This window comes from Bacillus sp. FJAT-14266 (assembly GCF_001719225.1).
GTDB classification, from domain to species: domain Bacteria; phylum Bacillota; class Bacilli; order Bacillales; family Bacillaceae; genus Bacillus; species Bacillus subtilis.
Genome location: NZ_CP017072.1, coordinates 3,300,587 through 3,326,684 on the forward strand (window position 1 = coordinate 3,300,587; position 26,098 = coordinate 3,326,684).

Annotated in this window: 32 protein-coding genes and 1 tRNA gene; 7 read left to right on the top strand and 26 right to left on the bottom strand. The window is 42.5% G+C overall.

Features of this window, described 5'->3' with window-relative positions; all coding sequences use genetic code 11:
- The first annotated feature begins 52 nt into the window (after nt 1-52).
- Nucleotides 53-706: a spore coat protein gene (locus tag BGM23_RS17055; protein ID WP_029726348.1), complete on the top strand. Its 654-nt coding sequence runs from the start codon at nt 53-55 to the stop codon at nt 704-706.
- Here the strand turns inward: BGM23_RS17055 and BGM23_RS17060 are convergent.
- Nucleotides 638-1,606 (bottom strand): hypothetical protein, encoded by a 969-nt coding sequence (locus tag BGM23_RS17060; protein ID WP_053581888.1) that lies wholly within the window; start codon nt 1,604-1,606, stop codon nt 638-640. The two genes, BGM23_RS17055 and BGM23_RS17060, sit on opposite strands and share 69 nt — an antisense overlap.
- Nucleotides 1,607-1,726: 120 nt before the next feature.
- Nucleotides 1,727-2,296 (bottom strand): YhcN/YlaJ family sporulation lipoprotein, encoded by a 570-nt coding sequence (locus BGM23_RS17065; RefSeq protein ID WP_003245125.1) that lies wholly within the window; start codon nt 2,294-2,296, stop codon nt 1,727-1,729.
- Between the two features lie 149 nt (nt 2,297-2,445).
- On the opposite strand from BGM23_RS17065, the gene BGM23_RS17070 reads away from it, so the two are divergent.
- Entirely contained in the window at nt 2,446-2,892 is a 447-nt protein-coding gene (locus tag BGM23_RS17070; RefSeq protein ID WP_041520516.1) for a hypothetical protein, read from the top strand.
- A gap of 41 nt (nt 2,893-2,933) precedes the next feature.
- Here the strand turns inward: BGM23_RS17070 and tcyP are convergent, their stop codons facing one another.
- Complete coding sequence (tcyP, locus tag BGM23_RS17075) at nt 2,934-4,325, bottom strand: L-cystine transporter TcyP (protein ID WP_003244685.1); 1,392 nt, start codon at nt 4,323-4,325, stop codon at nt 2,934-2,936.
- A gap of 172 nt (nt 4,326-4,497) precedes the next feature.
- Between tcyP and dgcK the strand changes: the two genes are divergently transcribed.
- Nucleotides 4,498-5,577 (top strand): diguanylate cyclase DgcK, encoded by a 1,080-nt coding sequence (gene dgcK, locus BGM23_RS17080; protein ID WP_003233417.1) that lies wholly within the window; start codon nt 4,498-4,500, stop codon nt 5,575-5,577.
- Between the two features lie 2 nt (nt 5,578-5,579).
- Here the strand turns inward: dgcK and BGM23_RS17085 are convergent, their stop codons facing one another.
- The gene (locus BGM23_RS17085) at nt 5,580-6,410 is read right to left on the bottom strand and encodes a MetQ/NlpA family ABC transporter substrate-binding protein (RefSeq protein WP_046664061.1); all 831 of its coding nucleotides are present in this window, start codon (nt 6,408-6,410) and stop codon (nt 5,580-5,582) included.
- A gap of 435 nt (nt 6,411-6,845) precedes the next feature.
- Between BGM23_RS17085 and cspB the strand changes: the two genes are divergently transcribed.
- Nucleotides 6,846-7,049 carry a cold shock-like protein CspB gene (cspB, locus tag BGM23_RS17090; RefSeq protein ID WP_003224086.1) on the top strand — a complete coding sequence of 68 codons (204 nt, stop codon included), beginning with the start codon at nt 6,846-6,848 and terminating at the stop codon, nt 7,047-7,049.
- 91 nt (nt 7,050-7,140) lie between these two features.
- On the opposite strand, the gene BGM23_RS17095 is transcribed toward cspB, so the two are convergent.
- The 19 genes from BGM23_RS17095 to queG form a co-directional block, all read right to left on the bottom strand.
- Nucleotides 7,141-8,082, bottom strand: coding sequence for an ABC transporter permease (locus BGM23_RS17095; RefSeq protein WP_038427544.1), 942 nt, complete (start codon nt 8,080-8,082; stop codon nt 7,141-7,143).
- The gene (locus BGM23_RS17100; protein WP_029317524.1) at nt 8,075-8,992 is read right to left on the bottom strand and encodes an ABC transporter ATP-binding protein; all 918 of its coding nucleotides are present in this window, start codon (nt 8,990-8,992) and stop codon (nt 8,075-8,077) included. The genes BGM23_RS17095 and BGM23_RS17100 overlap by 8 nt, the downstream gene beginning before the upstream one ends.
- A 16-nt stretch (nt 8,993-9,008) precedes the next feature.
- Complete coding sequence (locus BGM23_RS17105) at nt 9,009-9,707, bottom strand: ABC transporter ATP-binding protein (RefSeq protein ID WP_003233423.1); 699 nt, start codon at nt 9,705-9,707, stop codon at nt 9,009-9,011.
- Between the two features lies 1 nt (nt 9,708).
- A complete protein-coding gene (locus BGM23_RS17110) occupies nt 9,709-10,074 on the bottom strand; it encodes a GntR family transcriptional regulator (RefSeq protein WP_046664060.1) in 366 nt (121 codons plus the stop codon).
- 2 nt (nt 10,075-10,076) lie between these two features.
- The gene (locus BGM23_RS17115; protein ID WP_029726352.1) at nt 10,077-10,838 is read right to left on the bottom strand and encodes a hypothetical protein; all 762 of its coding nucleotides are present in this window, start codon (nt 10,836-10,838) and stop codon (nt 10,077-10,079) included.
- A 4-nt stretch (nt 10,839-10,842) separates the two neighbouring features.
- Nucleotides 10,843-10,998: a hypothetical protein gene (locus tag BGM23_RS21565; protein WP_003233426.1), complete on the bottom strand. Its 156-nt coding sequence runs from the start codon at nt 10,996-10,998 to the stop codon at nt 10,843-10,845.
- Nucleotides 10,998-11,372: a hypothetical protein gene (locus BGM23_RS17120; RefSeq protein WP_003233427.1), complete on the bottom strand. Its 375-nt coding sequence runs from the start codon at nt 11,370-11,372 to the stop codon at nt 10,998-11,000. Before BGM23_RS17120 ends, BGM23_RS21565 begins: the two co-directional genes overlap by 1 nt.
- Before the next feature lie 12 nt (nt 11,373-11,384).
- Nucleotides 11,385-11,915 (bottom strand): NAD(P)H-dependent oxidoreductase, encoded by a 531-nt coding sequence (locus tag BGM23_RS17125; protein ID WP_015252498.1) that lies wholly within the window; start codon nt 11,913-11,915, stop codon nt 11,385-11,387.
- A gap of 22 nt (nt 11,916-11,937) precedes the next feature.
- Complete coding sequence (locus tag BGM23_RS17130) at nt 11,938-13,536, bottom strand: MFS transporter (RefSeq protein ID WP_003233429.1); 1,599 nt, start codon at nt 13,534-13,536, stop codon at nt 11,938-11,940.
- A gap of 40 nt (nt 13,537-13,576) precedes the next feature.
- Nucleotides 13,577-14,242 (bottom strand): biotin/lipoyl-containing protein, encoded by a 666-nt coding sequence (locus BGM23_RS17135; protein WP_014476241.1) that lies wholly within the window; start codon nt 14,240-14,242, stop codon nt 13,577-13,579.
- Nucleotides 14,243-14,277: 35 nt separating this feature from the next.
- Complete coding sequence (locus BGM23_RS17140; protein WP_003233431.1) at nt 14,278-14,742, bottom strand: MarR family transcriptional regulator; 465 nt, start codon at nt 14,740-14,742, stop codon at nt 14,278-14,280.
- A gap of 159 nt (nt 14,743-14,901) precedes the next feature.
- Nucleotides 14,902-16,080, bottom strand: coding sequence for a sporulation protein YhbH (yhbH, locus tag BGM23_RS17150; RefSeq protein WP_003233432.1), 1,179 nt, complete (start codon nt 16,078-16,080; stop codon nt 14,902-14,904).
- A 179-nt stretch (nt 16,081-16,259) separates the two neighbouring features.
- Entirely contained in the window at nt 16,260-18,155 is a 1,896-nt protein-coding gene (gene prkA, locus BGM23_RS17155) for a serine/threonine protein kinase PrkA (protein WP_003233433.1), read from the bottom strand.
- 349 nt (nt 18,156-18,504) lie between these two features.
- Nucleotides 18,505-19,212 carry a hypothetical protein gene (locus BGM23_RS17160; RefSeq protein ID WP_019712204.1) on the bottom strand — a complete coding sequence of 236 codons (708 nt, stop codon included), beginning with the start codon at nt 19,210-19,212 and terminating at the stop codon, nt 18,505-18,507.
- Between the two features lie 11 nt (nt 19,213-19,223).
- Nucleotides 19,224-19,937 (bottom strand): bactofilin family protein, encoded by a 714-nt coding sequence (locus BGM23_RS17165; RefSeq protein ID WP_046664059.1) that lies wholly within the window; start codon nt 19,935-19,937, stop codon nt 19,224-19,226.
- Complete coding sequence (locus BGM23_RS17170; RefSeq protein ID WP_003245603.1) at nt 19,928-20,569, bottom strand: YhbD family protein; 642 nt, start codon at nt 20,567-20,569, stop codon at nt 19,928-19,930. Before BGM23_RS17170 ends, BGM23_RS17165 begins: the two co-directional genes overlap by 10 nt.
- Nucleotides 20,570-20,693: 124 nt before the next feature.
- Complete coding sequence (trmL, locus tag BGM23_RS17175; RefSeq protein WP_010886453.1) at nt 20,694-21,176, bottom strand: tRNA (uridine(34)/cytosine(34)/5-carboxymethylaminomethyluridine(34)-2'-O)-methyltransferase TrmL; 483 nt, start codon at nt 21,174-21,176, stop codon at nt 20,694-20,696.
- Nucleotides 21,177-21,213: 37 nt separating this feature from the next.
- The gene (locus BGM23_RS17180) at nt 21,214-22,149 is read right to left on the bottom strand and encodes an amidase domain-containing protein (protein ID WP_029726353.1); all 936 of its coding nucleotides are present in this window, start codon (nt 22,147-22,149) and stop codon (nt 21,214-21,216) included.
- A 66-nt stretch (nt 22,150-22,215) separates the two neighbouring features.
- Nucleotides 22,216-23,376: a tRNA epoxyqueuosine(34) reductase QueG gene (gene queG / locus BGM23_RS17185; RefSeq protein ID WP_014479245.1), complete on the bottom strand. Its 1,161-nt coding sequence runs from the start codon at nt 23,374-23,376 to the stop codon at nt 22,216-22,218.
- Nucleotides 23,377-23,458: 82 nt separating this feature from the next.
- Between queG and BGM23_RS17190 the strand changes: the two genes are divergently transcribed.
- Entirely contained in the window at nt 23,459-24,082 is a 624-nt protein-coding gene (locus BGM23_RS17190) for a B3/B4 domain-containing protein (protein WP_003245517.1), read from the top strand.
- 90 nt (nt 24,083-24,172) lie between these two features.
- Here BGM23_RS17190 and BGM23_RS17195 read toward each other — a convergent pair.
- A tRNA-Gly gene (locus tag BGM23_RS17195) sits at nt 24,173-24,246 on the bottom strand.
- Nucleotides 24,247-24,439: 193 nt separating this feature from the next.
- Between BGM23_RS17195 and BGM23_RS17200 the strand changes: the two genes are divergently transcribed.
- Both BGM23_RS17200 and BGM23_RS17205 read left to right on the top strand, forming a co-directional pair.
- The gene (locus BGM23_RS17200) at nt 24,440-24,640 is read left to right on the top strand and encodes a helix-turn-helix transcriptional regulator (RefSeq protein ID WP_009966860.1); all 201 of its coding nucleotides are present in this window, start codon (nt 24,440-24,442) and stop codon (nt 24,638-24,640) included.
- A 1-nt stretch (nt 24,641) separates the two neighbouring features.
- Entirely contained in the window at nt 24,642-25,115 is a 474-nt protein-coding gene (locus tag BGM23_RS17205; RefSeq protein WP_038428659.1) for a hypothetical protein, read from the top strand.
- A 17-nt stretch (nt 25,116-25,132) separates the two neighbouring features.
- On the opposite strand, the gene rpsN is transcribed toward BGM23_RS17205, so the two are convergent.
- Both rpsN and BGM23_RS17215 read right to left on the bottom strand, forming a co-directional pair.
- Nucleotides 25,133-25,402: a 30S ribosomal protein S14 gene (gene rpsN / locus BGM23_RS17210; RefSeq protein WP_046664058.1), complete on the bottom strand. Its 270-nt coding sequence runs from the start codon at nt 25,400-25,402 to the stop codon at nt 25,133-25,135.
- A 113-nt stretch (nt 25,403-25,515) separates the two neighbouring features.
- Nucleotides 25,516-26,052 (bottom strand): hypothetical protein, encoded by a 537-nt coding sequence (locus BGM23_RS17215; protein WP_046664241.1) that lies wholly within the window; start codon nt 26,050-26,052, stop codon nt 25,516-25,518.
- Between the last annotated feature and the right edge of the window lie 46 nt (nt 26,053-26,098).

Below are 26,098 nucleotides of genomic sequence, written 5' to 3' on the forward strand. Positions count from 1 at the left end.
CGGCAGACTGACACAAAATACAGCTGATCTGAAAAAAAAGGAGGAATTCGGTTTGGATCAGTTCAATCAGCAGCAGCAATCCCAAATGAACAAAGGTATTCCTGGCAAACCGCATAAAAACCACGGCGGACATGAAATGTTTGATATGCATGAGGTGCTTTCCGGAACACTTACTGTGCTTGATCAGTATATGATGCTGAGACAATTCTGTAAGGATCAAGAATTACTAAACATCCTTGATCGTCAACATCAATTCATTACATCTCAATACAATATAACTGCAGAATGCTTCAAAACAGGCAGCGAACCTTCACAAAAAACAGCAACTTATATGATGAAGGAGGACAACCAGGCTGTTTACGGCATGCAGCCGTCACAGCCTAAAAAACCTGTTCAATCCATGAATGATATTGATGACAGCATCATCAGCCGACAAATGCTTTGCGCGATTAAAGCACAAGCTTCTATGCTGACGATGGCTTCTCTGGAAATGACAAATCCGGCCGTAAGACGCGTACTGTCTGCGCAAATTCAGGAGTATGTTGAAATGGCATTTGAAATTTTCCTATACCAAAACAAACACGGCTATTACCAGGTTCCTCAGCTTGATGCGCAGGATATGGAACAGCTGAGAAATTCATTCGCCCCTGCCCAAGGACAAATGCCTCCAACACAAGGCGGAATGGGTCAGCAAGGACTTCACTAATAACAAAGGCATTGGATAGATACTATCCAATGCCGCACTGTTTTTTTCAAATTTTTTCTTGAAATCTTTTTCAAATTGATCAAGACTTTCCTTTGTTGCTGATTTAAACCCTTTTTCAAAGTCCCCTTTTTTTGCTGTTTCCTTAATCATTTCTGAAATAATGTCTTTCCCATATTTGTCCGTCAGCTCATCGATCATATAAAAGCTTTGCAAATAGACATCAGTGTCATATTCGGCTCTGGCTTCCTGCCAGTCTCGATCAGTCTGCAAACGGTCAAAGGGCACGACAGAAAACGTGATCGGATCTATGAGCAATTCATAGTTTGCAATCCACTCGCTTAACCCTTCATGAAACCATAACGGAAACTCATCGGGATCCGTCTCAAGCTCCTTCAATTTCTGGTGAAACGCATGGTGCGAGTATTCATGAATCAACAATCTCTGGTACAAATAAACCGCTACCTCGTCCCCTTCTAACAGTTTCTTTTTCTCTTCAGGCAACAATCCGATCAGCTGCTCCCGTTCAGAATAATAACCAACTACATCCAATAAACCGGAGTAAGCCTCCATCTGTTTTTCATTAGGAAAAAAAATAATGTCAATAGGCTTTTGATTCGAATATCCAATCATAATCTGATTAATACTGACCGCATATTCAAGCGTTTCTTTCGTTAATGGCAGTAAGGACTTTTCCTTAGAAGTGTAATAAATATCGGCCTGTTTGAATGACTCTTTCTTCATGTGCTTCGTCACTTGTTCTTTTGTTATTCCAGATGCCTGACCTGGAAAAGACAGGATATACATCGCGCTTGATACGATGGCTGAGCTCACAGCCAGCATCACAAGGACTCCGCACAGGAATAGAGCGGATGCCGCACGCTTTCCTATGCCATCCCGCAAACGTCTCCCTCCCTGAGCCGGTCCGTCTTGTACCTTTTTATTTTTACTCTATGCAGCCTGAGTTCGCAGTGTGTCATTAACGCAAAGAAAAAGCCGCACAAATTGTGCGGCTTTTTTTATTTATTCAGCGTTAGGGAATACGCGCTGTACAGTTTGTGTAAATTCATCAAATAATCCGGCGATTGGGTCACCATTTTGAATACGTTTTCCATATCCTTGCATACGCTCTACAAAATCAGGGTTAGCTGAAACGTAAACATTATCAATGTTTTTGTCAGTAGATCTTACCTTTTTGGCTATTTTTTTCTTCAGATTGTTTTCTACTGCACCTTTATTTCCATTGGTTAAAACGACTGCAACGTAGGCTTGATTTCCAGCCACAATGATATCGGCATGCTTTACTTCTTTTAGGTCTGTTACTTTATCAGCTGCTTCATCAGCAACCTCAAGTTTTCGGTCGTTGTTATTATCGTCATTTACACGATTGTTATTGACATTATCATTAACATTATTGTCAACGTTATCCCGATTGTTTACATTCCGCATATCGTCATTGGCCGGATTTCGATAATTTACGTTTCTTACATCATTATTATCACGTCTGCCCTCACCTTGGTCGGCCACACCGCAGCCAGTCATAAGCAAAGGGATAAGAAGCACAGACGCAAGGACTTGTTTTTTTCCAAACATGTGAATTCCTCCTTTATCACTTTACTTATAGGTTTTTCTAACTGGCTTTAATTATGCATGCAAATCTGGAGGAAATGCTTTCCCGGGAAATATAACGGTTAATTTGTCTAACGAGGGGGAAAATATGAATACACTGCAAAGGAGGGATCATGTTGTTCAACCAGCGAAGAGGAATCAGCCCCGCAGCATTGATCATAGGATCAACTATGCTTATTGCTGCATTATCACCTCAGATCCGCCACAGAATCAGCGGGTTTATCACAGGACAAATGAATAGACGAAATTCAGAAAATAACACGTTTGATGCTTCTAATGTAGGAAACATGGTCAAACAAGCATTTAGCGGAAGCAGCGGTGATAACCAGGACCGTTCGCAGCATCAAAGCCAGCGGCAAAATGGCCGTCAGCACCAGCACGCCGGACAGCAGCAACCACAGCATCAGCATACACAGTCTCAAACTAGGCAAACTGAGACACCCGCGAAAAAAAGACAGCCGCATTATGCTGAACCCATTCATTTTGAACAAAGCGCAATGAATGTCATGGACGACAACACGATGATGGAAATGCTGGAGGACTTAGAACCCGGCCGTTAAAAAAACGTGTAATCCTTGTTTGGATTACACGTTTTCATATGTTACGCTTCTTCAGCTTCAATCACTCTGGATTGATCATGAAATGCCCCTTGATCAATTTCCTTTGTGACCTTACTTGTAATAAGACCGGATGTCATGCTTCCGCTGACATTCAAAGCAGTACGCCCCATGTCGATTAACGGTTCAATTGAGATTAACAAACCGGCGAGCGCGACAGGCATGTTTAATGATGATAAAACAAGAAGCGCCGCGAATGTCGCTCCGCCGCCGACTCCGGCAACCCCGAAGGAGCTGATGGCAACGACTGCGATAACAGTGATAATAAACACCGGGTCAAATGGATTTTGGCCGACAGTCGGAGCAATCATCATCGCCAGCATCGCAGGATAAATGCCGGCACATCCATTTTGGCCGATCGAAAGACCGAACGAACCGGCAAAGTTTGCGATTCCCTCCGGTACACCCATGCTTCTCTGTGTTTTAATATTCAGCGGTAAAGCACCTGCGCTAGACCTTGACGTAAATGCAAATACAAGTACAGGCACCGCTTTTTTCAAATAAATCACCGGATTCAAGCCGCTGAACGTCAGCAGCAGCAAATGAATGATAAACATAGTGATTAACGCGGCATATGATGCAATCACGAACATGCCCAGTTTTAGAATGCTGTCAAGATCACTCGTTGCAATTGTTTTTGTCATGATGGCCAGCACCCCATAAGGCGTCAGTCTCAAAATGAGTGTGACAACACGCATGACAATGGCATAAACGGCATCAACCAGTTTTTTAAATGTTTCTGCCTGTTCCGGCTGTTTGTGTTTTACGCCGAGGAATGCCACTCCAAGGAAAGCGGCAAAAATAACGACAGCGATCGTTGAAGTCGGTCTAGCTCCCGTAAAATCTAAAAACGGGTTTCCAGGCAGCAGTTCAACAATCTGCTGCGGCAGCGTTTTCGCTGTCATATCCTCTGATTTCTGCTGAAGCTCCTGTCCCCGTGAAAGCTCTGTACTTCCTTGGTCAACCTGAATCGCCTGCAGATCAAATGAAAGCGCGGACGCGATACCGACAGCTGCAGCAACTGCTGTTGTTGCTACTAAAATCCCGATAATCAAACCGCTGATTTTCCCTAGATTTTTTGTCAGCTTCAGCTTTGTAAATGCGCCGAGAATCGAAATAAAGACGAGCGGCATGACAACCATCTGAAGCAATTTGACATATCCGCCCCCGGCAATATTAAACCAGTCGGCTGTTTGAATGACTATATTTGAAGTCGGGCCGTAAATCAGCTGAAGCGCAAATCCGAATACAATCCCCAGCCCCAGCGCAGTAAATACACGTTTAGAGAAGGAAACATGTTTTTTCTGCATAACAAAGAGCCCTAAGATAAGTAAAAATAAAATAAATACATGTAATACAACCAGTAAAGTCTCCAAAGCAGGTAAACTCTCCCTTCAAATTTTCTCATTTACTATATTACACTAATTCCGATGGGTCAAGTGCGAATTATTTTAACTTATCAATTCAAGTAAAAAAACCTTATATAATGCCTTTTTTGTTCTTTTCTTTCCCTTCCATCTTTAGTACCTTATATAAGGGTGATAATATTTGCTGAAAGAACTGTTTGTAAATTTGACCATTTTAATCACATTTAATTATCTCTTCACCCACCTGTTTAAAGAAAGGCTAGTACATAAAAAAGACAGCATATCTTTTCAAGCTGTTAAAGGACTGGCCTGCGGTTTGCTCGGGGTTATTCTGATGGTTTTTGGATTTACCTATCAGCATTCAATTATTGATCTTCGAAATATCCCTATTATGATTGCCGCTCTTTATGGAGGCTGGGTTTCAACGGCAACGGCCCTGGCCATGATCACTGCAGGCCGCTTGCTGATTACGATGAACACATCTGCACTATACTCGGTTATTATCATTTGTATCGCTGCCATTCCGTCACTCATTGTTTCTAGAAGAAAAAAAGTTCAACTAAAACATGCTTTCTATCTTTTAATAATCACAAATAGCTTGATCTCCTTTTCCTTTTATTTTCTTATAGATTTACATTCATACGAACTTCATTTGTATTTTTGGATCATATCAATAGCGGGCGGCATGCTCAGTTTATATATTATTGATCATGAAACAAATGCACATCTTCTTTTTAAACAATATAAGTTTCAGGCGCACTTTGACTTTTTAACAGGCGTGTATAACCGAAGAAAGTTTGAAGAAACCACGAAAGCTCTGTATCAGCAGGCGGCCGATACCCCGCATTTTCAATTTGCACTGATTTATATGGATATCGATCATTTTAAGACCATCAATGACCAATATGGCCATCATGAAGGAGATCAGGTGCTCAAAGAGCTGGGGTTACGTCTGAAGCAGAGCATCCGAAATACTGATCCTGCCGCTCGGATCGGCGGTGAAGAATTTGCCGTGCTCCTGCCGAACTGTTCTCTTGATAAAGCAGCCCGGATCGCTGAACGGATCAGGAGAACTGTAAGTGATGCACCGATTGTATTAACAAACGGCGAAGAGCTTTCAGTTACGATATCACTAGGGGCCGCTCATTACCCCAATAATACGGAACAGCCAGGATCCTTGCCCATTCTTGCCGATCAAATGCTTTACAAAGCGAAAGAAACGGGACGGAACAGAGTGTGTTTTTCAGAAAAAAAAGAATGAATTCAATGTTCGAATTCATTCTTCCAATCTGAAAGACGTTTCAAAGGCAGGAAAGCCGGGACAAGATCTCCCTGGTATTCTTTTTCTATAAATGCCGCTGTATCATCAGCTTGATAAAGCTCAAGAATGGTTTGCAGCGCTTCCCGATCTTGATCCTCCGCTCTGACAACAATCAAATTCATCTCTTCCTCAGACATGGGTCCGCCGCTCTTTAGCGTATGCTTTTTCGGGTTCAGGCCCGCTTTTTTTGCTTCTGATGGTTTCATGACAAACACGTCGGCACCGCTCACTGCATCCTGTTGCCGGACAGCTTTTAATTTCAGGTGTCTCGGATTATCTTTAATCATATCAACTGAACCTGTTCCGTTAAATCCGTTTTTCAGCGTTAGCAAACCCGCTTCCTGGAGCACCGTAAGCGCCCTGCCAAAATCGAACGCTTTATCCGGAACAGAAACGACAGCTCCCCGCGATATATCTCGGATTCGTTCATATCGTTTTGAATAAATGCCCATGGGCGTTATGTATGTCGTCCCGAGCGGTGCCAAATTAAGTTTGTATTTTTCAGTGAACGACTGAAAATATGAAATGGTTTGAAAGGCGTTGGCATCAATTTCTTTGTTAGCAAGTGCGATATCAGACTCCGCATAATCAGAAAAAGGGATCAGCTGAATATCCAGCCCTGCCTCTTCAGCCTTTTGAGCAATATAGTTCCATATTGCCCCGTCAGACTCAGCAATCCCGATTTTTATCGATTCATGTTCTGCAGACGGTGAACATGCAGTAAATGAAACGAGAAGAACAAGGACGAAACTGCATATAAGCCACTTTTTCATTGTGACCATACTCCTATCTATGTATTAGAGCATGCAAGCAATATCAGACATAAAAAACATACGCTCTCTTAGTTGATAAACGTTGTCATTTGTAATATTGATTAACTTTTACCTTACTCATATCCAATAAGGTTGTCAATTCCTATTACTTATCTTCCCAAAATGAAGGAATACTAAGGCAAACGTATGATCACATATCGAGAAAACAGATGAATTTCCGTAAATAAATATCAAATTGAAAAATAAATATGGTATTTTCCGAAAAAAATTTCAATAAGCAGTTGTTTTTTCTGAAGATTACTGGTAGAGTAAAGGTAATTATTTTTGTTCGAACTATCTTTAAGAAGAAAGTTTTGTAAGAGTTTTCGTCTTGAAAGTTTGTTAAGAGCAAGAATAGTGAATTTAAGCGTTATGATCGCTTTAGGAGGAAATTTCATGTTAGAAGGTAAAGTAAAATGGTTCAACTCTGAAAAAGGTTTCGGATTCATCGAAGTAGAAGGTCAAGACGATGTATTCGTTCATTTCTCTGCTATTCAAGGCGAAGGCTTCAAAACTTTAGAAGAAGGCCAAGCTGTTTCTTTTGAAATCGTTGAAGGAAACCGCGGACCACAAGCTGCTAACGTTACTAAAGAAGCGTAAGCATAAATTGATATGAAAAACTGCAGGTGCAAACCTGCAGTTTTTATTTTGACAAAAAAGCTGTTTTGCATAAGCAAAACAGCTTTCTTTATTAGTTTGCAATATCCCGCTTCATGAAGATTCCGAAAGCAAGCAACAGGAAGATGATAAAGTAGATCGCTAGCATGACGAGAGAAAACGTCATAGTCATCCCTTTTATTAACGGTGTGCCATCCACATACTGAGTCAAGTCGACATTAGCAAATAATATATATTTTGCCCAGTCAAATTTCGCTGCAATAAATGCAGTTGCAGTCGTACCGGCAACCAACAAGAAGATGGAAAAACCAACCGCAAGAGAGCTGTTTCTGAATACCGCAGACAGCATAAACGCCATCGTCGCCACCATTAAAGCCGAGACGGATTCAGAAAGATACGTTGTGGCCAAATGCCCCATCATGTTTTGCTCAATGACATGGCCATCCTTATAGATTAAATGAATGTTCGCGGCGGTTTCACCACCCGTCCCGAAGAAGATCAACCCTAATAAAGTAGAACCGATAAATAAAATCAACAGCAACAGGAGCCCAAACAGGAGAACTGTAATATATTTGGACATCAAAATTTGAAAACGGCTGAGCGGCCGAATCATTAATAGCTTAATCGTTCCCCAATTAAATTCGTTAGCGACAATTCCGGCCGCGATGATAATAGTAAACAGACCGGTAAGGATGGTAAAGTTTGCCGAATCCGTTACATAAGACCATGCCGTATAGCCCGTGTCACTAGGGATATTATGCTCGATGCGATAGTCGTTGAGTGTGATTGTTTCTTTATACCCATCTTTCAGTGAAGGATCTTCTTTGATTTCTTTCTTTAATTCGGCGTTTTGTGCTTGAAGCTCTTGTTTCCAATGGGAATTTGATTCACTAGCAGAAAAATGATTCGCCAAAAATGCAAATCCAACCATTGTCAGCCCCAGAATTCCGATCATCACCCATGTTCCGGCACGGCTGAAAATTTTGAGCCACTCATTATAAATCAAATTAAGCATGCTGAACCTCCTCTTTTGTTTCACCTGTCATTTCTAAGAAACGGTCCTCTAATGATTTTGTTATGACCTTGACCTCATAAATACGGATTTGCTGCATCACCAGCAATTCAATAACCGCAGGGACTTCCTCTTTAGCCAGTTTGATTTCTACACCATTTGTCTTACTCAGCAAATCGTACTGATTTAAAACAGTAGCGGCTTCACTCGGCTGCTCAACCTGGAAGAAATATGTATCATTCTCATCAATGTTTTCATCTTTTACATTTTGAATATCGATCAGCTTTCCTTTTTGCAGAATCGCAATTCGATCACACATCAGTTCCATTTCTGACAGCAGGTGGCTTGAAACGATGACAGCCATTCCTCTTTCTCGGGTCAGCTTCTTTAAATGATCTCTGATTTCTCTGATCCCCGCCGGATCAAGGCCGTTTGTCGGTTCATCCAGAATTAGCACTTTCGGATCATGCAAAAGGCATTGTGCCAAGCCAAGACGCTGTCTCATCCCCAGAGAATATGTTTTCACCTTGTCGTGGATTCTGTCTGTTAAACCGACCAGTTCAACAACTTCATCAATTTTTTCCTTCGTGACACCCTTGACCATCCTTGCGTATTGCTGGAGATTTTTATATCCGCTCAAAAATTTATACAGCTCGGGATTCTCAACGATCGCTCCGATATGCTTAATCGCCTTGGCATATTCTTTCGTAATTGATTGGCCGCAAATGAGGACATCACCTTTCGACAGCTTCATTAACCCCACCATCATCCGGATGGTTGTCGTTTTCCCCGCTCCGTTTGGTCCTAAAAAACCGAATACCTCGCCTTCACGAATCGTAAAACTGAGATCATCAATGATCGTTCGGCCTCTGATGTTTTTAGTCACGTTTTTCAATTCCAACACTGTTTTCATCATATTCCTCCTCTTTCTAGCAAACTTCCATTTTTGATTTAAACCATTGCAAAACAGACATGCCTTCCTGTTCACGAATATCTTCTACTTCACGCTGCGCAACTTTTTCTCCATTGGCGAGGATGATTACTTCATCTAACAAAGTCTCAATTTCATCAATTTCATGTGTCGCGATCACGACAATCTGCTGCTCAAAATCAATGTACGACACAAGGCTGTTTACGATGGAATCCCTGACCATCGGATCAAGCCCGGAAAAAGGTTCATCAAGCAAGATGACGTCTGCCCGTCTCGCTAAAGCAAGAACGATTTTCAGCCTGCCCCGATTTCCTTTTGATAGCTTTTTGATCTTTTTTTCCGGATTCAGCTGCATCTCATTCAATAGCTTATAAACCTGTTCTGTATGAAAATCAGGAAACTGCGACTGATAAAAATTCACCATATCTTTAACAGTGAAATGCGGATAAAACATATCAAGCTCAGTAAGATAAGCCGTTTGACGCACCATTTCTCTCGTAACCTGCTCTTCATCAACTTTTACAAATCCTGAAGTCGGAAACAGAAGGCCAGCCATCATTTTCAGGGTCGTTGACTTGCCGCTGCCGTTCGGTCCGATCAGGCCATAAATCCGTCCGGATGATAGGGTGATTGACACATCATTGACGGCCGTATGGCGGCCGTATTTTTTTGATACATGTTCTAGCTTGATTTCCATTTTAGCCTCCCTCTGTGAATGTTTTAATCCCTTCTAACATTTCCTCTTTCGTTAGCCCCAGCTCTTTCATTTGCTTGACAAATCCTTCCATCACCTCTCGTGTCAGCTTGTCTTTCAGCTCGTCTACGATTTCTGCTTTTTCCGCAATAAACGTCCCTTGACCTCTTCTTGTCTCCACAATACCCAGCCTTTCCATCTCACTGTAAGTTCTTTGAATTGTATTGGGATTTACCTTAGTTTGAATCGCCATTTCTCTTACTGAAGGAAGCTTGTCTCCTGGGAGCAGCTCCTTCCTGACCAGCCTATAAAAGATCTGATCAGCGATCTGCAGATAAATCGGTTTCGAGGATTGGAATTGATTGTCCATATTTACACCTCTACTTTACGATCAAGCAGTTTTGAAGCCATGATAAGCAGCAAGAATGTGATGACTAAAGTAATAGGCAACCCTAGCACAGACAGATGGATAGGTTTTAGTTCCAATCTCCAAACATTGTGGAAGTGGAAATCAAAATTGCAATAGACTGTTACAGGCCAGAAATGCTTTTGAGATTCAACCAAAGGGCTTATGATGTATTCATCGAAGAATAACCACACTGCAACCAACAGAACCATCGCAGCCCACCGCATTCCGCGCCAATTTCTGAGAGAGTGAAAAACAGTCCAAAACACAATGACTGTTACTGACATATCTAACGAAGAAATAAGCCCATACATATTCAGCAAAGCCACTGTACTCGTTATATCAACTTGATGCTCCAGCAGATTTTTTACAGAGAGCATATGATACATCCATATGCCATAGGCTGTTAATGCCAACTGAATCACAAATTGATAGAGCAAAGATGCTGCCAATTTAGAAGAAAACAGCCATAAGCCGCCATTTGGATTGTACAGCCAAAGCTGTGATTTCCCTTCCTTGCGAAGGTGATAAAACACAAAAACAGGAGATAAGAAAAGCAGAAAAAAAGCAACTGCAACAAAAAAACCAAAAATGACTAGAGGTTCTTTCGTGCGAGAAGCTATAATATGGCCTGTTCCCAATAAGAAAATGATTCCGCATATCCATACTAGCAGCCACATTCTTGAAAGCTTGATATCTTTCTTTAATAAACCTAAAAAAGAATTCATGTCTTTACCTCCCGGAAAAAATCCTCGGTGTATGAGTAACATAGTACACTAGATCAAGGTGGAATACAACATATTCCATGGATTTATTTGATAAAAACATAATTGATGGAAACAGCAAAAAAGGCAAACCCGCATGAGTAAACGGATTTGCCTTTTTCATTACTTTTTCTTATTTTTCATAGAGAGCAGCGCATCACGATAGCTGCGGTCCTGCATTTTGTCACTTTCCTCAGTGACCTCTTCTTCTGCATGAACTTCATCAGAATGCTTAAACTTTTGCAGCGCCTGCCTGTAAATATCATCACCCATTGTGTCACGCTTCTCTTTTGGAGAATCGTTTTTGACAACGGATGGCGTATGCTCGGCAGCCCTTGCTTCAGCAGGGTAATGCGCTTCGTTTTTTTCCTCTTCTGGAGGTGCGATTCTATCGGTTGCTTCTTGCTTCTCAGGTCCAGGTGAGGCGTTGCGGACGTTAAATGTAATAAGGGCCGCAATGACAATGACAGCAGCAATTATTGCTATAATAATGGCCATTTCAACCTCTCCTTACTGTCCTGCTGTTAGGTTTCCTGTGACTTGGCTGACACGTCTTCCCAACGCGCGTCCAAGCTGAATACCTTCCTCAGACATTAACTCATCACTGTCTACCGGACAAGTGACACCTGCTCCGTAATAAGAGCCATAAAGTGCGTTTTCAGGCACGTTGCCAGGCAGTCCGACAACGATCATGCCTTGGTGGAACATCGGCGTGATTAAATTGTGCATTGTCATTTCCAAGCCGCCGTGTGTCGTTGCCGTTGTGCAGAAGACAGCACCGACTTTGTTGATCAGCTCGCCTTCAGCCCACAAGTAGCCAAGTCTGTCGATCCAAGTTTTAAGACCGGAGCTGATTGTTCCGAAATGCCCTGGGCATCCCCAAATAATCGCATCCATATCTTTAAGCTTGCGGATATCAGCCTGATCTACATGGTCGATGAACACTTCAGCCGTGTCGTTTTCTCTCGCGCCTTCAGCAATCGCTTCTGCAAGCACTTTAGTATGTTCGCCTTCACTATCATACACTACATAAATTTTCATTCAGGAAACCTCCCTTTACAGATTAAGATTCCTTAGCTTCTTTTGGAGCAGGAAGTAATGAAAGCTCCTCTTTTTTCTTCTTACGCAATTTATCTTTTCTGACGTCACGCAGGAAGATACTTAAAATCAAACCTGCTACACAGAATAAGGTTGCCCACATAAAGGCATCATTTATCCCCATGACATTGGAATCGAGTGATGCGTGTTTATAAATATGTGAGTACACATATGTTTTCGCCGTATCATAAGACACATTCATATTCACCATTAAATTCGAAACTGCATTTTGGAACGCATGGAGGAAGTTCGGGTCCGCCGTGCTTGTTTTATCTGCAATTTGTGAATAATGGAATGTCGTCCGGTTTGTATAAATCGTCGTAATTAAACTTGTTCCGATTGATCCGCTGATTTGGCGAAGCGTGTTGCTCATCGCCGTTCCGTGGCTGTTCAGACGGGCAGGAAGCTGGTTCATCCCGGCTGTCATGACTGGCATCATTAAGAGAGACATACCAAATGCACGAATTGAATAGATCAGCATGATGTGTGTATATGGTGTATCAATTGTCAATTGCGTGTATTGATACGTTGTTACCACTGTCACGAGAAGCCCGATAATCGCAAGCGGTCTCGGTCCGAATTTATCGAACAAAATACCTGAGATCGGTGACATAATCAGCATAACGATCGCACCCGGAAGCAGAAGCAGACCGGATTGAAGCGCCGTAAAGCCGACCAGGTTTTGCAGATAAATCGGTAAAAGGAACATACCAGTGTAAAGTGCCACTGTAATAATGATATTAATGACACTCGAGAGTGAGAAAATGTCATATTTAAACACTCTGAAATCAAGCATCGGATCATCATGACGCAATTGCTGAACCACAAAAGCAACAATTGCAATGGCTCCGATAATAACTGTAGACAATACAATCGGGTCGGTCCAGCCGTCAGATCCGGCTTCACTGACTCCGTATAATAAGGAAGCGAATCCGACAATCGAGAGGATTGCGCCAAGAGTATCGAGTTTGATTTTTTGCGGCTCCACCATATTTTTAAAGATGAAGAAAGCCACAATGATAACAATTGCGCCGATCGGCACAAGTCCGTAAAACATAATGCGCCATGTATAATGCTCAATAATCCACCCGGAAAGAGTCGGGCCGACCGCTGGAGCAAACATCATCGCTAGCCCGAAAATCCCCATTCCTTTCCCCCTGCTTTCAGGCGGGAAAATTAACAGAATGGTTGTCATAACGAGCGGCTGCAAGATACCTCCGCCCACGGCCTGAATCAAACGGCCGATCAGCATTGTAGAGAAGTTAGGTGCGATACCGCAGACTAACGTACCGAGCGTAAAACAAAACATCGCGACGAGAAAGAGACTCCGCTGGCCAAATCGTGTAATCAGGAAAGCAGATAACGGAATCAATACACCGTTAACAAGCATGTAACCTGTTGTCAGCCACTGAATCGTCGTTGCACTTACGCCAAATTCAGTCATTAAGTGCGGCATTGCAACATTAAGCAGTGTTTGGTTTAGGATTGCCAAAAATAAACCCGCCATTAGCACAATCAGCAATGACATAGGGTTTTTTGCATTTTTTTCTTTGCCTGTAGCCATCTAAGACAACCTCCTTTCATGGTTTGATGACTGATCTGTTTTACTCAGAAATTTTAACAGATGCATTCATTCCAGGAAGCACCTTATCAGATGGGTTTTTGATTGAAATTTTCACAGGAATTTTTTGTGTTACTTTTGTGTAGTTTCCGCTTGAATTTGTAGAAGGAAGCATATCAAAAGTTGAGTTAGTCGCATAGCCAATTTCTTCTACAGTACCGTCAAATGTTGTATCAGGGTCTCCGTCAACTACTACGTCTACACTATTTCCTACTTCAATATCCGCAATATCTGTTTCTTTAATATTTGCTGTGATGTATAGGTTATCCATGTCAATCGTTTGTGCAATTGTTGTACCAGCTTGTACGGTTTGTCCGTTTTTCACTTCGTTTTTCACAATTGTTCCATCCATAATGGATTTTACGTCAACAGTTTGTTCGCCTTTGATTTTTGCAACTGTATCGCCTTTTTTCACTGTTTTTCCTTCATCCAGATCCCAGTCAGATACTTTACCTGCTGCTGGAGCAGTAATAGCAGCCATATCGCCCGCTACTTTTGCTTCATCTGTTTTTACGTAGTTTGTGCTTTGATAATAGTAGTAAGCACCTCCAGCTATAATTGCAAGAACAACAATCAAACCGATAATGTTGGTCAGAATTAAACGTCCTCTGTTCATTTTGTTTTCTCCTTTCGTTTCATCCTCTATCATTTTGCGGAAAGCTGGTGAAAATATGTGAGAAGTTTTTAATTACCGCTTTTTTCTGAACAGCCTTCAGCAAGCTTCGTTAAGCTTCCGGCTAGTTTGCGCAAATACTGCAGCTGGGAGGTATCAAGCTTTTGGTACAAGCCCGCACCCATTTTTGCATATTGCACAGCGGCTTTTTCTATCAGTTCTTCCCCCTCTTCGGTTAACTGAATCATGACGATACGGCGGTCATCCGGACTGTCATATCGATTCATCAATTGGCGCTTATACAGAATATCTGTCATCCGCGTCACAGAAGCAGGCTTAAGATCAAGCGACATTGCCAGCTTGCTTAGCGGGGTGCTTCCGCTTTGATGAATTTTAAACATCAGCAAATATTGAAGGACTGTAATATCAAAAGGCTCAAGCACAATCTCCAATATCTTCTTCTGTTTTTTATATATCGCCCGAGACGTATCGAAGAGCTGTTCAAAAGTGAGCAAAGCACGTTCTGATTCAGTCAACTCCTTTTCACCTCATTCCTCAATAATAGTTCACAAGATAAAATATTAATAAATGAAAGAAGATTTGTCAAAGGAAAAATTTCTTTTTCTCCCGTATTTTTTTCGCAAGCGTTTTCTTGCTTTTATTAAATAAAAAAAAGCCCTGAAATGGGCTTTTCATTACGAAAATTGATGGCTTACACCAGACTCTTCATTTCTGAAAAAGTTCTTTAGAGCCTGAAAAACATCAGATTTCTGTTTTAAAATATAGTACTTAAATTTCTCATCTTTTACATTTTTATATGCAGACATTAACGTTGAATGCCTGTTGTACTGATTGACCTCGCCGTAACAGAATAGATTGGCCTTCTTCATAATATCATTGACCAGTTTCACACAGCGCGCGTTATCAGATGTTAGGTTGTCACCGTCAGAAAAATGAAACGGGTAAATGTTATAGCGGGCGGGATTGTACTTTTCATCAATAAGCTCAAGCGACTTCCGATATACGGAAGAACAAATTGTTCCGCCGCTTTCTCCCTTTGAGAAAAAATCCTCCTCCGAGACCACTCTTGCTTCTGTATGATGGGCAATAAATTCAATTTCCACAGTCTCGTATTTCGTACGCAAAAAACGGGTCATCCAGAAAAAGAAGCTTCTGGCCATGTATTTTTCCCAAACCCCCATACTGCCGCTTGTATCCATCATGGCTAAAACGACGGCTTTTGATTCGGGCTTTGTGATGTCATTCCACGTCTTATATTTCAGGTCCTCCGGATAAATTGGATAGAACGACGGTTTTCCTGACATTGCGTTTCGTTTAAAGGCTGACATCATCGTTCTTTTCTTATCAATATTACCGGTTAACCCTGTTTTACGGATATCATTAAACTCGATATCTGTATGAATGATATTGTCCCGCTCTTTTTGCTGGAGATTCGGAAGCTCTAATTCTTTAAAAAGCGCTTCTTCTAAATCCATTAATGAAACTTCCGCTTCATAATAATCCTCGCCTGCCTGATCACCGGCACCCTGCCCTTTTCCAGGCCCTTGTTTTTTGTCTGAACCATCCCGGGCCACAACATCTCCAACCTGGCTCTCGCCGTCTCCTTGCCCTACATGTTTATTTTTATCATAGTTATAACGGATTTTATACTCATCAAGTGAACGGATTGGGATCTTCACTACATCTTTTCCATTAGACATAATAATGCTTTCCTCAGTTACGAGGTCCGGAAGATTGTTTTTGATCGCTTCCTGCACTTTTTTCTGGTGGCGCTGCTGGTCATCGAAGCCTTTGCGATGGAGGGACCAGTTTTCCTCAGAAATCAAAAAATGGCCGCTGTCATTTTGGGACATGAATTCCCCTCCTTAACCATTTGTGGTCGTGATACATACGTATTCCGGCTTGTGCCAGATTATGAAACAAGTCTTTCGAAAAGATTTATATTCATCATATGCATAAAAGCACATTTAATTGACAAACTATTTAGAAAATGGGACAAAATAACCCGCCCTATTCGGACGGGTCACGTTGTTTATCGGTTCAGCAGGCTGCCGACATATTTCAGCAGCTCATTGGCGCTCGTCGAGTTGTAGCCGTGCTCATCAATTAAACGGGCCACGACTTCATTTACCTTTTTCAGCTGCTGCTCATCCGGCGTTTTTGTTGAGGTCGTAATTTTAACGACATCCTTCAGATCAGCAAACAGCTTTTTCTGAATAGCTTCACGCAGTCTTTCATGGGAATTGTAATCAAACCGCTTGCCTTTTCTCGCATAGGCTGAGATGCGGATTAAAATTTCTTCGCGGAACGCTTTTTTGGCGTTTTCCGAAATGCCGATCTGCTCTTCGATGGATCTCATCAGCTTTTCGTCAGGGTTCATTTCCTCTCCTGTCAAAGGATCACGAAGCTTGTTTTTATTGCAATAGGCCTCTACGTTATCGAGGTAATTGTCCATAAGTGTTTTTGCTGATTCTTCATATGAATACACAAACGCTTTTTGAACTTCCTTTTTCGCAATATCGTCATATTCCTTGCGGGCGGCAGAAATAAAATTCAAATACCGCTCCCTGTCCTCGCTTGAAATTGATGGGTGCTGATCAAGACCTTCTTTTAAGGAGCGAAGGACATCGAGAGAATTAATCGATTCCATATTTTTTCTGATAATCGTTGAAGAAATCCGGTTGATCACGTACCGCGGATCAATTCCGCTCATGCCTTCATCATTATATTCTTTTTTCATATCCTCAACGTCGACAGAGTTATATCCTTCCACACTTTCCCCATCATACAGTCTCATTTTCTTGACCAGATCAATATCCGACCGCTTCGGCTCTTTTAACCGGGTAAGGATTGAGAACATCGCGGCGACCTTCAACGTATGCGGGGCAATATGAACATCCGCCACATCGCTTTCTGCAATCATTTTTTCATAAATTCTCTCTTCCTCAGACACTTTTAAATTATAAGGAACCGGCATCACGATGATTCTTGAGTGCAGGGCTTCATTCTTCTTATTAGAAATAAATGAGCGATACTCCGTTTCATTCGTGTGAGCCACGATCAGCTCATCAGCAGAAATTAACGCAAACCGCCCAGCTTTAAAATTCCCTTCCTGTGTCAAGGAAAGCAAATGCCAGAGAAATTTCTCATCACATTTCAACATCTCCTGAAACTCCATCATCCCGCGGTTCGCTTTATTCAGCTCTCCGTCAAACCGATAAGCGCGCGGATCTGATTCTGAACCGTACTCGGCGATTGTTGAGAAATCAATACTCCCCGTCAAATCGGCAATATCCTGAGATTTCGGATCAGAGGGACTGAATGTTCCAATTCCCGTACGCTTATCTTCTGAAAAGAAGATGCGCTCCACCTTCACATCCTCAATTCTTCCTCCGTACTCTTCCTCCAGCCTCATGACATTTAAAGGAGAAAGACTTCCTTCTATTCTAATGCCGTATTCTCTGTAAAAGTCATCGCGTAAATGATGGGGGATTAAATGTAGAGGGTCCTCGTGCATCGGGCAGCCTTTAATCGCATATACAGCGCCATTATCTGTCAGCGTGTACGCTTCGAGACCTTTTTTAAGCATTGTGACCAGCGTGGATTTACCGCCGCTCACAGGCCCCATCAGCAATAGAATCCGCTTTCTGACATCTAGACGTTTGGCAGCCGGATGAAAATACTCTTCCACAAGACGCTCCAGAGATTCTTCAAGCCCGAACAGCTCGCGGTCAAAAAAACTGTACTTCTTGCGCCCGTCAATCTCCTCTATCCCGCTGTCTTTTATCATATTAAAAACTCGAGAATGAGCAGATTGCGCGACCATCGGATTTTCTTTAATAATCTCCAAATAATCGGCGAAAGTTCCTTCCCATTTCAGCCGCTGCTCTTCCTCTCTGTACTTTTCAATTTTCTTTAATATATCCATAAGGACCTCCTCTATCATGTTTGATACACTATGCAAATAAGGTACTTTGATACAATCTATGCCGCCATCTCGTGATACATGCTTTGGTTTCTTAAAAATAAAGATACTTATACATCGTTGACAAGGCAGACTGCGACCGTTCATAATAAAGAAAAATACAGAATCATCCAGACTCGGACAGCACGGAAAAATTGAAGAGGGGGAGAGACGGTGAAAACAATCATCATGATGGGTGTCATTGTCACTTTTTTAGTATCAATTTTTACCGCAGGATACGAAAGCAAGCCTGGAAAAGAATAAAAAAGGGTGCTCCTGAAAGAGCACCCTTTTTGTATAACAGAACAATGTTTTACAGTTTTGTTTTTTCTTTAATCTGTGAATGCGGATCGCATTCATATTTGTTTTCGTACTCAATTGTTCCGATACTGCATCCCGGCCCGATGATCACTTCTTTTCCCCTGACGACTGCCGCTTCGGTATTCTCCAAATAAACCCGATCGCCTTCTATGACATCGGCGATCAGCTTCACTTTCTTCCGGTTAAAAAAACTCGCGCGTCTTTTCACTGTAATTGTTGTTCCGCCGATTTCCTGCACATGGCTTATATCATGGCTCAATCCCAGCTTGATCTCACCCGAATTTAATAACCCCGATACATCAACACAGCCTGTGACATGGAACATTTCTGTTTCACAATCACCTTTTACGCTAAGCTTCCCTTTCACATCGCAGGATTCTCCAGTCATATTCCCGCCAATTTCAGTCTGGCCTTTCAGATTGAATCGATCAAATTGAAGTGAGCCGCTGACTTTCATTATCCCATATATATTGATTTTGCCGGCAGTCAGATCGCCTTTACATTCACTTTCTCCGAGCACACGCAGCCGCTCAGTCTCTGCTTTTCCGAGAAAAAGGCCCGTTCCGTATATGCGGCAGCCTACAGCAGACAACCCTTCTCCAACTATACCTTCTCCTTTGATGCTGACATTGTGATACGCGCCTCCTGCGGCATGCCCAGCGCCATATAATTTTAAATTTCCCAGTTTTGTTGTCTCCATTACGATCCTCCTTACAACTTTGTGGATGTTTCAACCGATGCGCTTGGATCACAGGTATAGTCCCCGCTGTATTCGACAGTTTCAATCTGGCAATCCGGGCCGATGATCACTTTATTTCCGCGCACGGTTTTCGCCTTTGTATTTGTCAATTCAATCACGTCACCTTCGATCAGCTCTGCTGTTAGAACAGGCTGCGGCATCAATCTGAGCAATGTCAGCATTCCTTTTCTGCAGGTCACTTGAAGATGGCGGCAGCCGATCTCCCGCGCATAGCTTTCCCCTGCAGAAAGCTTAATGATCACCTGGTCTGCATTTAAAAGCCCGCTGATTTTGCATTTCCCTTCTGATTGAAAGGTTTCTGTTTCACAATCTGCTTCCATGACAACTTTTCCGCTAATGTCAATGCCATCAGCCTTGACAGTGCCGCCAAATGTTGATGATCCAGCGATTTTCAATTGTTTTGCAGATACCTCTCCTTGAATAAAACCAGTGCCATTCATCCGGATAGATTCTGCTTCAACGTCTCCATGTATCTTTCCTGAACCGCTGATGGTTACCGCTTTCGCTTTGACGCTGCCGTCAGCTTTTCCGTTTCCATTAAAAGAAAAAGTGTCACACTCCACGTCCCCGGCCACTGTCCCGCTGCCATTAATCTCAACTGATTGAAATGTTCCTCCCTTAGAACTTCCTGATCCATTTATCACCAGCTTTTCCACTACATCCATTGATGGCCCTCCTGCATAAATGTTGTTTTTAATTCCTCTGAAGCTTTTAATAAATCTACCCGTTCCACAACCTTTACGGATGATTCAAACAAAATGCTGTCCGCCGCAGCCGCTATAAAACAAGTTGTGACACCGAGCTTGCGGAGCACAATCAGCTCCGTCTGTTTTTCAATCTCTTCAGTATCATGCTTCTTTAATACCTCTGCAGCCATTTTTGCTTCTGCAAGGCTGACATTTCCAGACTGCAGCAGGCCCTCAAGCACAAACAGCGAAAGCAAATCGCTGGATGAAAAAACCGGACTTCCTCCGTCTTCTGAATAGGCTTCAAGAGCAGGCCTTGAAACCAAACCTTTATGAAGCAATTCATCAGCGGTCATGCTGACATCCTTCATTTTCGGCGACAGCATTTCCCTCATTTCATCCAAAGACAAATTTTCTTTCATCTTTTGAATCATTGATATACGTTTTAAAATCTCCTCTCTCGGAAAAAACGTCTCTTGCCCTGTAAATGTGGATTTACGAATAAACCATTCCTCAGGTATTAAGTTTTTCCGCTTCCATCGATACAGCTGACCGTATGAAATCGATGTTCTTTCAAGTAATTCTTTTTTAGAGATTAATTGTTCTTCCATAAGTCCAGCTCCTTTGATGGGTACATTGTAACATAACACTGTTACGTTGTTAAGCCCAAAAACGAAACAAAGCATTTCAACATCCGCAAAAAAACCCGCCCATCATCGATGAGCGGGTTTTTCACTATTTTAAATCACGGTAATTTTGCTGGCGCAGCGCTTCATAAACAAGAATCGCGGCAGTATTGGACAGATTTAACGATCTGACATGCTCTGTCATCGGAAGACGCAGGCAGCGGTCCATATTATTTTGAATTAAATCCTTTGGCAAACCGCTTGTTTCTCTTCCGAACACGAAGAAATAATCCTCGTCAAGATCAGTGTAATCAAATGATGTATGAGGCTGCTGGCCAAATTTTGTAATAAAGAAAAACTTGCCTTTTTTATATGCCTCAAACAATTCTTCTAACGAATCATGATACACAACGTTAACAAACTCCCAATAATCTAGTCCGGCACGCTTCAGCATTTTATCATCAGTTGAAAAGCCGAGCGGACGAATCAGGTGTAGCGTTGTATTGGTTGCTGCACAAGTACGTGCAATATTCCCTGTGTTAGCGGGAATTTCTGGTTGATATAAAACGACATGTAATGCCACAATGTTCACCTCTGTTTTTCTTATCCGCCCATCATTATAACATTAATTACTCTTTTGTCGTATCATCAACGATATGAAAAAAGGCATATCGTATTGACGGCGTGTATGCCGTAGAATCCTCATATGACCAATACCTCATCCTGCTGTCATAAGTCTGGGCGTTGACAAGCGGCATATTGCCTTTGTCCTTTGCCACGACAATCGTTGTATGATTAAACCGGCCGTCTCCTTCGAAGTCATAGCAAATCACATCGCCCGGCATCAGTTCTTCCGCTGATTTCACCCGCACCGCACGCAGTCCGGCCTTTGAATTCGACAAATACATTTTCATAGAGTGCGCCACCGTCCAGCTGTAGCTCCATGAGCTTTGTTTCATCCACCAGCCTGATCCCCTGTTCGGATGACCGCGCATCGGCGCGCCTCCTGCATGAAGACACTGAGAAATAAAATTTGTACAGTTATCGCTGAAATTTTTATAAGCAGGATTGCGCTTGTTCCAAAATTTCTCGGCATATTGGACAGCGCCGAGACGATCGTATTGAAAAGCCCTGCCAAACGCTTCTCTTTCCTCTTCAGCTTCAGAATAGTCAATAATACTGGTCTCTTCATGAAATCCAGCCGGCTTTTTCGCAATTTCCTGATCACTAATCAAAATGTGATCATACAGGAAAGCCATTCGCTCCTCTATGTGCTCTTCTATATACAAGCTGTCATCTTGTTCCTTACACACGTATTCGTAATGAATGGTATACGAAAGGCAGGTCGTTCCGTCATCCTCAACCCGCACATGATTAATCACGGCCTTTGCTTTCGCTTTTATGATGTCAACTTTACGTTTTTCCAGAAGCTTTTTCTTACGCTCCATGACTTTAAGGTCTCCGACTTGAGACTCCTGTCTCATAGCATGCCCGTTAACCAGAAAGCCCAGCCGCTCCTCCGCTAATTGTTCTAAAATGTGCTTCAAGCTCACCCCACCCGCCATACTTTTTTATAGAGAAAAAACACTTGGATGATCTCAAGTGTTTTTTCCTTCTGCTCTATACGTATGTCAGGACAAGCCTCGTTTAGTCATGCCTGAAGCTTTTAGCAAATCAATTCCTTTTTCAATTTCCAGCTTTGCCTCTTCATCCTTCTCTTTTTCCAGCGCTTTTTCAAGCTCTTCCGCGTATGCGGGGTCTCCGATTTTTCCGATTGCCCATGCGGCTGTCCCCCTGATGACAGGACGCGGATCCTTGTGCATCAGTTCCGTCAATTCAGGCAGTGCGGAAGCATCCTTAAAATGCGCAAGCGCGAGAATGGCGTTTCGCTGAATCGGTTTTTTTCCGCGCCAAGAACCTGAGACATGCCCGAATTTCTCCTTAAATTCCCGATTGCTGATGGTCAAAAGCGGCTTCAATAACGGTTTGGCAATCTCAGGATCAGGCTCCATTTCCGGATGAAGATGAAAATCCTTCCCTTTATTGAGAGGGCATACCGTTTGGCACGTATCGCACCCGTACAGGCGGTTTCCGATTTTTGTCCGGAATTCATCAGGTAAAAATCCTTTTGTCTGGGTCAGAAAAGAGATGCAGCGCTGCGCATTAAGCTGCCCGGGATTAACCAGTGCTCCCGTCGGACAGGCGTCCAAGCATTTCGTGCAGGACCCGCACATATCTTCAATCGGCACATCAGGCTCAAAAGGGATATTTGTGATCATTTCCGCCAAATACACATAAGAGCCATACTCGGGTGTTGTGATCATACAGTTTTTCGCACTGAATCCAATTCCGGCACGTTCCGCAACGGCGCGATCAGACAATTCACCTGTATCAACCATTGACTTCGTTCTGATATCCTCATGCTTGCTTTTTAGAAAATCCTCCAGTAGATCAAGCTTTTCCCTCAGCACATCATGATAGTCTTTTCCCCAGGAGGCTCTGCAAAAAATGCCCCTGCGCTCAGTTCTCGTGCTTCTCGGCGCATCCTTCATTCTGGAAGGATATGCGAGAGCAATTGCCACTATTGATTTCGCTTTCGGCAAAAGAAGCTTCGGCGTCACCCTTTTTTCGATATCCGGCTCTTCAAAGCCGGAGAGATAGCCGAGTGATTCTTGAAGAATCAAACGGTCTTTTAAACTGTCAAAAGTATCAGCGGTCGTAAAACCAATCTTGTCCACGCCAATGCTTTTCGCGTATTCAATTAATTCTTCTTTGAGCTGATAAACGTTCATGTTTTGCACAGCCTCCTTTCTTTGTGATAAAACGATACAGCGTTTATAATAGGTTGATATCACGTAACTGGAGTGAATGCTAGTGAATATCAAACTTGATTCTGTTATTACTGAACGTGCGGCCGGCTTACATGCAGCTGCTGTCATTTATGAGAATATCGAAGTCGGCTCCTCACCGCAAATGCTGAAAGGCAGACTCCGCCTGTTTCAAGAATCCTTGTTTTTCGACTATGCGGACGGCGGTATATCCGATGAATCCTTCGTCAAGGAATGGCAGAAACTCTTTAAACAGCTTAACCCTTCATTTGAGGGAGAAACAACCCCAATGGAGGACATGCTGGTCCCGATATCCAAGGAACAATTCATGGAAAGTAAAGACTCGGCCCATGACACAATCGATTTTTTCGCATTAAAATATTCTCTGCCTATTATGATTTATGATGCCGGAAAGCTTCATGAGCCGGTCCGGATCTCATTGGGAGAAAAAGAAAACATACTGCTTTTCTCTGATGAAAACGGCATTTTTGGCGATTTCAAAAACAGCGTCAACCACTATCCCGTTTCAAACGAGACTAAGAATATGCTGCAAATCATTTTTTTCCCGCCATCGATTGAGAAAAGCAGCGCTGTTAACCTCTTATCATCATTAACGAAAATGTTTGAACAAATTCACGGCGGCACCCATACAGTACATTGGCTTACGTAAAAGAACACGAATACCGTGTTCTTTTTCACATAAAAAAACGCAATACTTCGTTTATCTGAGAAACGAAACACTGCGTTAATAACGTATGTATGGAGCGGGTGATGAGAATCGAACTCACGACATCAGCTTGGAAGGCTGAGGTTTTACCACTAAACTACACCCGCATTTGTGATTGTCAGCAACAGTACCGCTCTGACTTTTTTTATATTACATGTTTATTTATTTTTCGTCAAGGGAATATAAAAATTTTGTCGAAAAAAAGTTATCTTTTTGTAAAGTTGTTAAGTTCTATTTACATAATGTTAAGTATACTATACAATATAATCAATCGAGATTGTGAAGGGGACAGACGTCATGATGAAAAATAAAGTAAAAGAGCTGAGGGCACGCTTCGGCTATTCTCAGGAAAAACTCGGAGAAACGGTCGGCGTCACAAGACAGACTGTGGCAGCGATTGAAAAAGGCGATTATGTTCCCTCACTGCTGTTAGCACTGAAAATCTGCAAAGCCTTCTCCATGAAAATGGAGGATGTCTTTTGGTTAGAGGAGGAAAACTAAGATGAGCATGAAAACAAAAGCAGCTTTTCACCTTGTTTTATTTGGCCTTGCATGCTGGGCGCTGATTTCATACTTTGAAGCCTCAGAAGGCATAGCATCTTTTTTCGGCACAAAGAGCGGCGGGATGGTATTTGAATTAAACCTCACCCCCTTTATTCTGTTTGTTGCGGCGTTTGCGGTTTATTTGTACTTACAGAAAAAAAGCCGCCCTGCCAGAAAGCAGCTTCTTCTGCCTGATGAGTTTGAAGAGCAGGATGAAAGAGAGCAGATGATGACGGCAAAAGCATGTCGCGCGTCATATATCGCTGTCTACTTCTCGCTGCCTGCCGCAGCGGTTCTTCTCATTTTTTATCCGCTTTTTCAATCGCGTATTCCGTTTTTCCCTATTATTATTGTGTTTATCATCATGATCATCCAGCACCTTTCCTACGTCATCTCTTTCAAGAAAAACGAAAAAAACTCCGGCGCGCTGTAATCGGCCGGAGTTTTTTCTTACCAGCTTGCTTTTTTCACACCGGGAATCTGGCCTTTATGGGCCAGCTCCCTGAAAGCGATTCTGGACATTTTAAACTTCCTCATATATGCTCTCGGGCGCCCCGTTACCATGCAGCGGTTGTGAAGCCTTCCCGGTGCTGAATCTCTTGGCAGCTTGCTGAGTGCCTCGTAATCTCCTTTTCCCTTCAACTCGCGTCTAATATCAGCGTATTGTTCAACAAGCTGTTGGCGTTTTAACTCTTTTGCCACTTTTGATTTTTTAGCCAAGTCGCATAGCCTCCCTTTTTAAATCGAAATTGTTACGATTTAAAATGTATCATGCACCATTCAAAAAAGCAAGCATACCGCTTTGTAAAACAGACGGCCTGAAGCCGCCCATTCTAATGATGCAATTCCACATAATACAGTAACGCATCTTGATGCTTTATGAGCTCTTTTTTATGTTCAGAGGTGTGCATTGTCTCGTCAGTCCCTCTAATACTGCTGCCGATCAAAGCAGGCTTCTCGAAAGTAATCGGTTCCGGCGATGAAATATTCTGAGTCATTTCCTGTGTTGTGCTATCGTCGCGTTTCACCGATGAATCAGCCGCTATATTTCCCTGTTTATCCACAATGCCAAAATGAATGGTGGTATGTTTATTCTTTCCTTCCCCCTCTTCCTTCTCAAAATAAACAAATTGTATGGTATCGGGTTTTTCCTCTGAATAATCTGCACTAGCCGGTCCAAACCTCTCAACATGCTTTCCCTTTTGATAATGTTCGATGTACATGTCAGCTGAAGAAATACCTTCACCGATATTGACGGCTTCGGCAGTGAATGCCTGTGAAGCTGCGACATCCATTCTGTTTTTTTCAAGATCTGATATGTCCGCCGCTTTGATTTCCATCTGTTTTGAATGTCCGCATGCTGACAGCATAGCTATGAGGCAAATGACTGCCGCGCTTCTCAATGTTTTCAGAAAA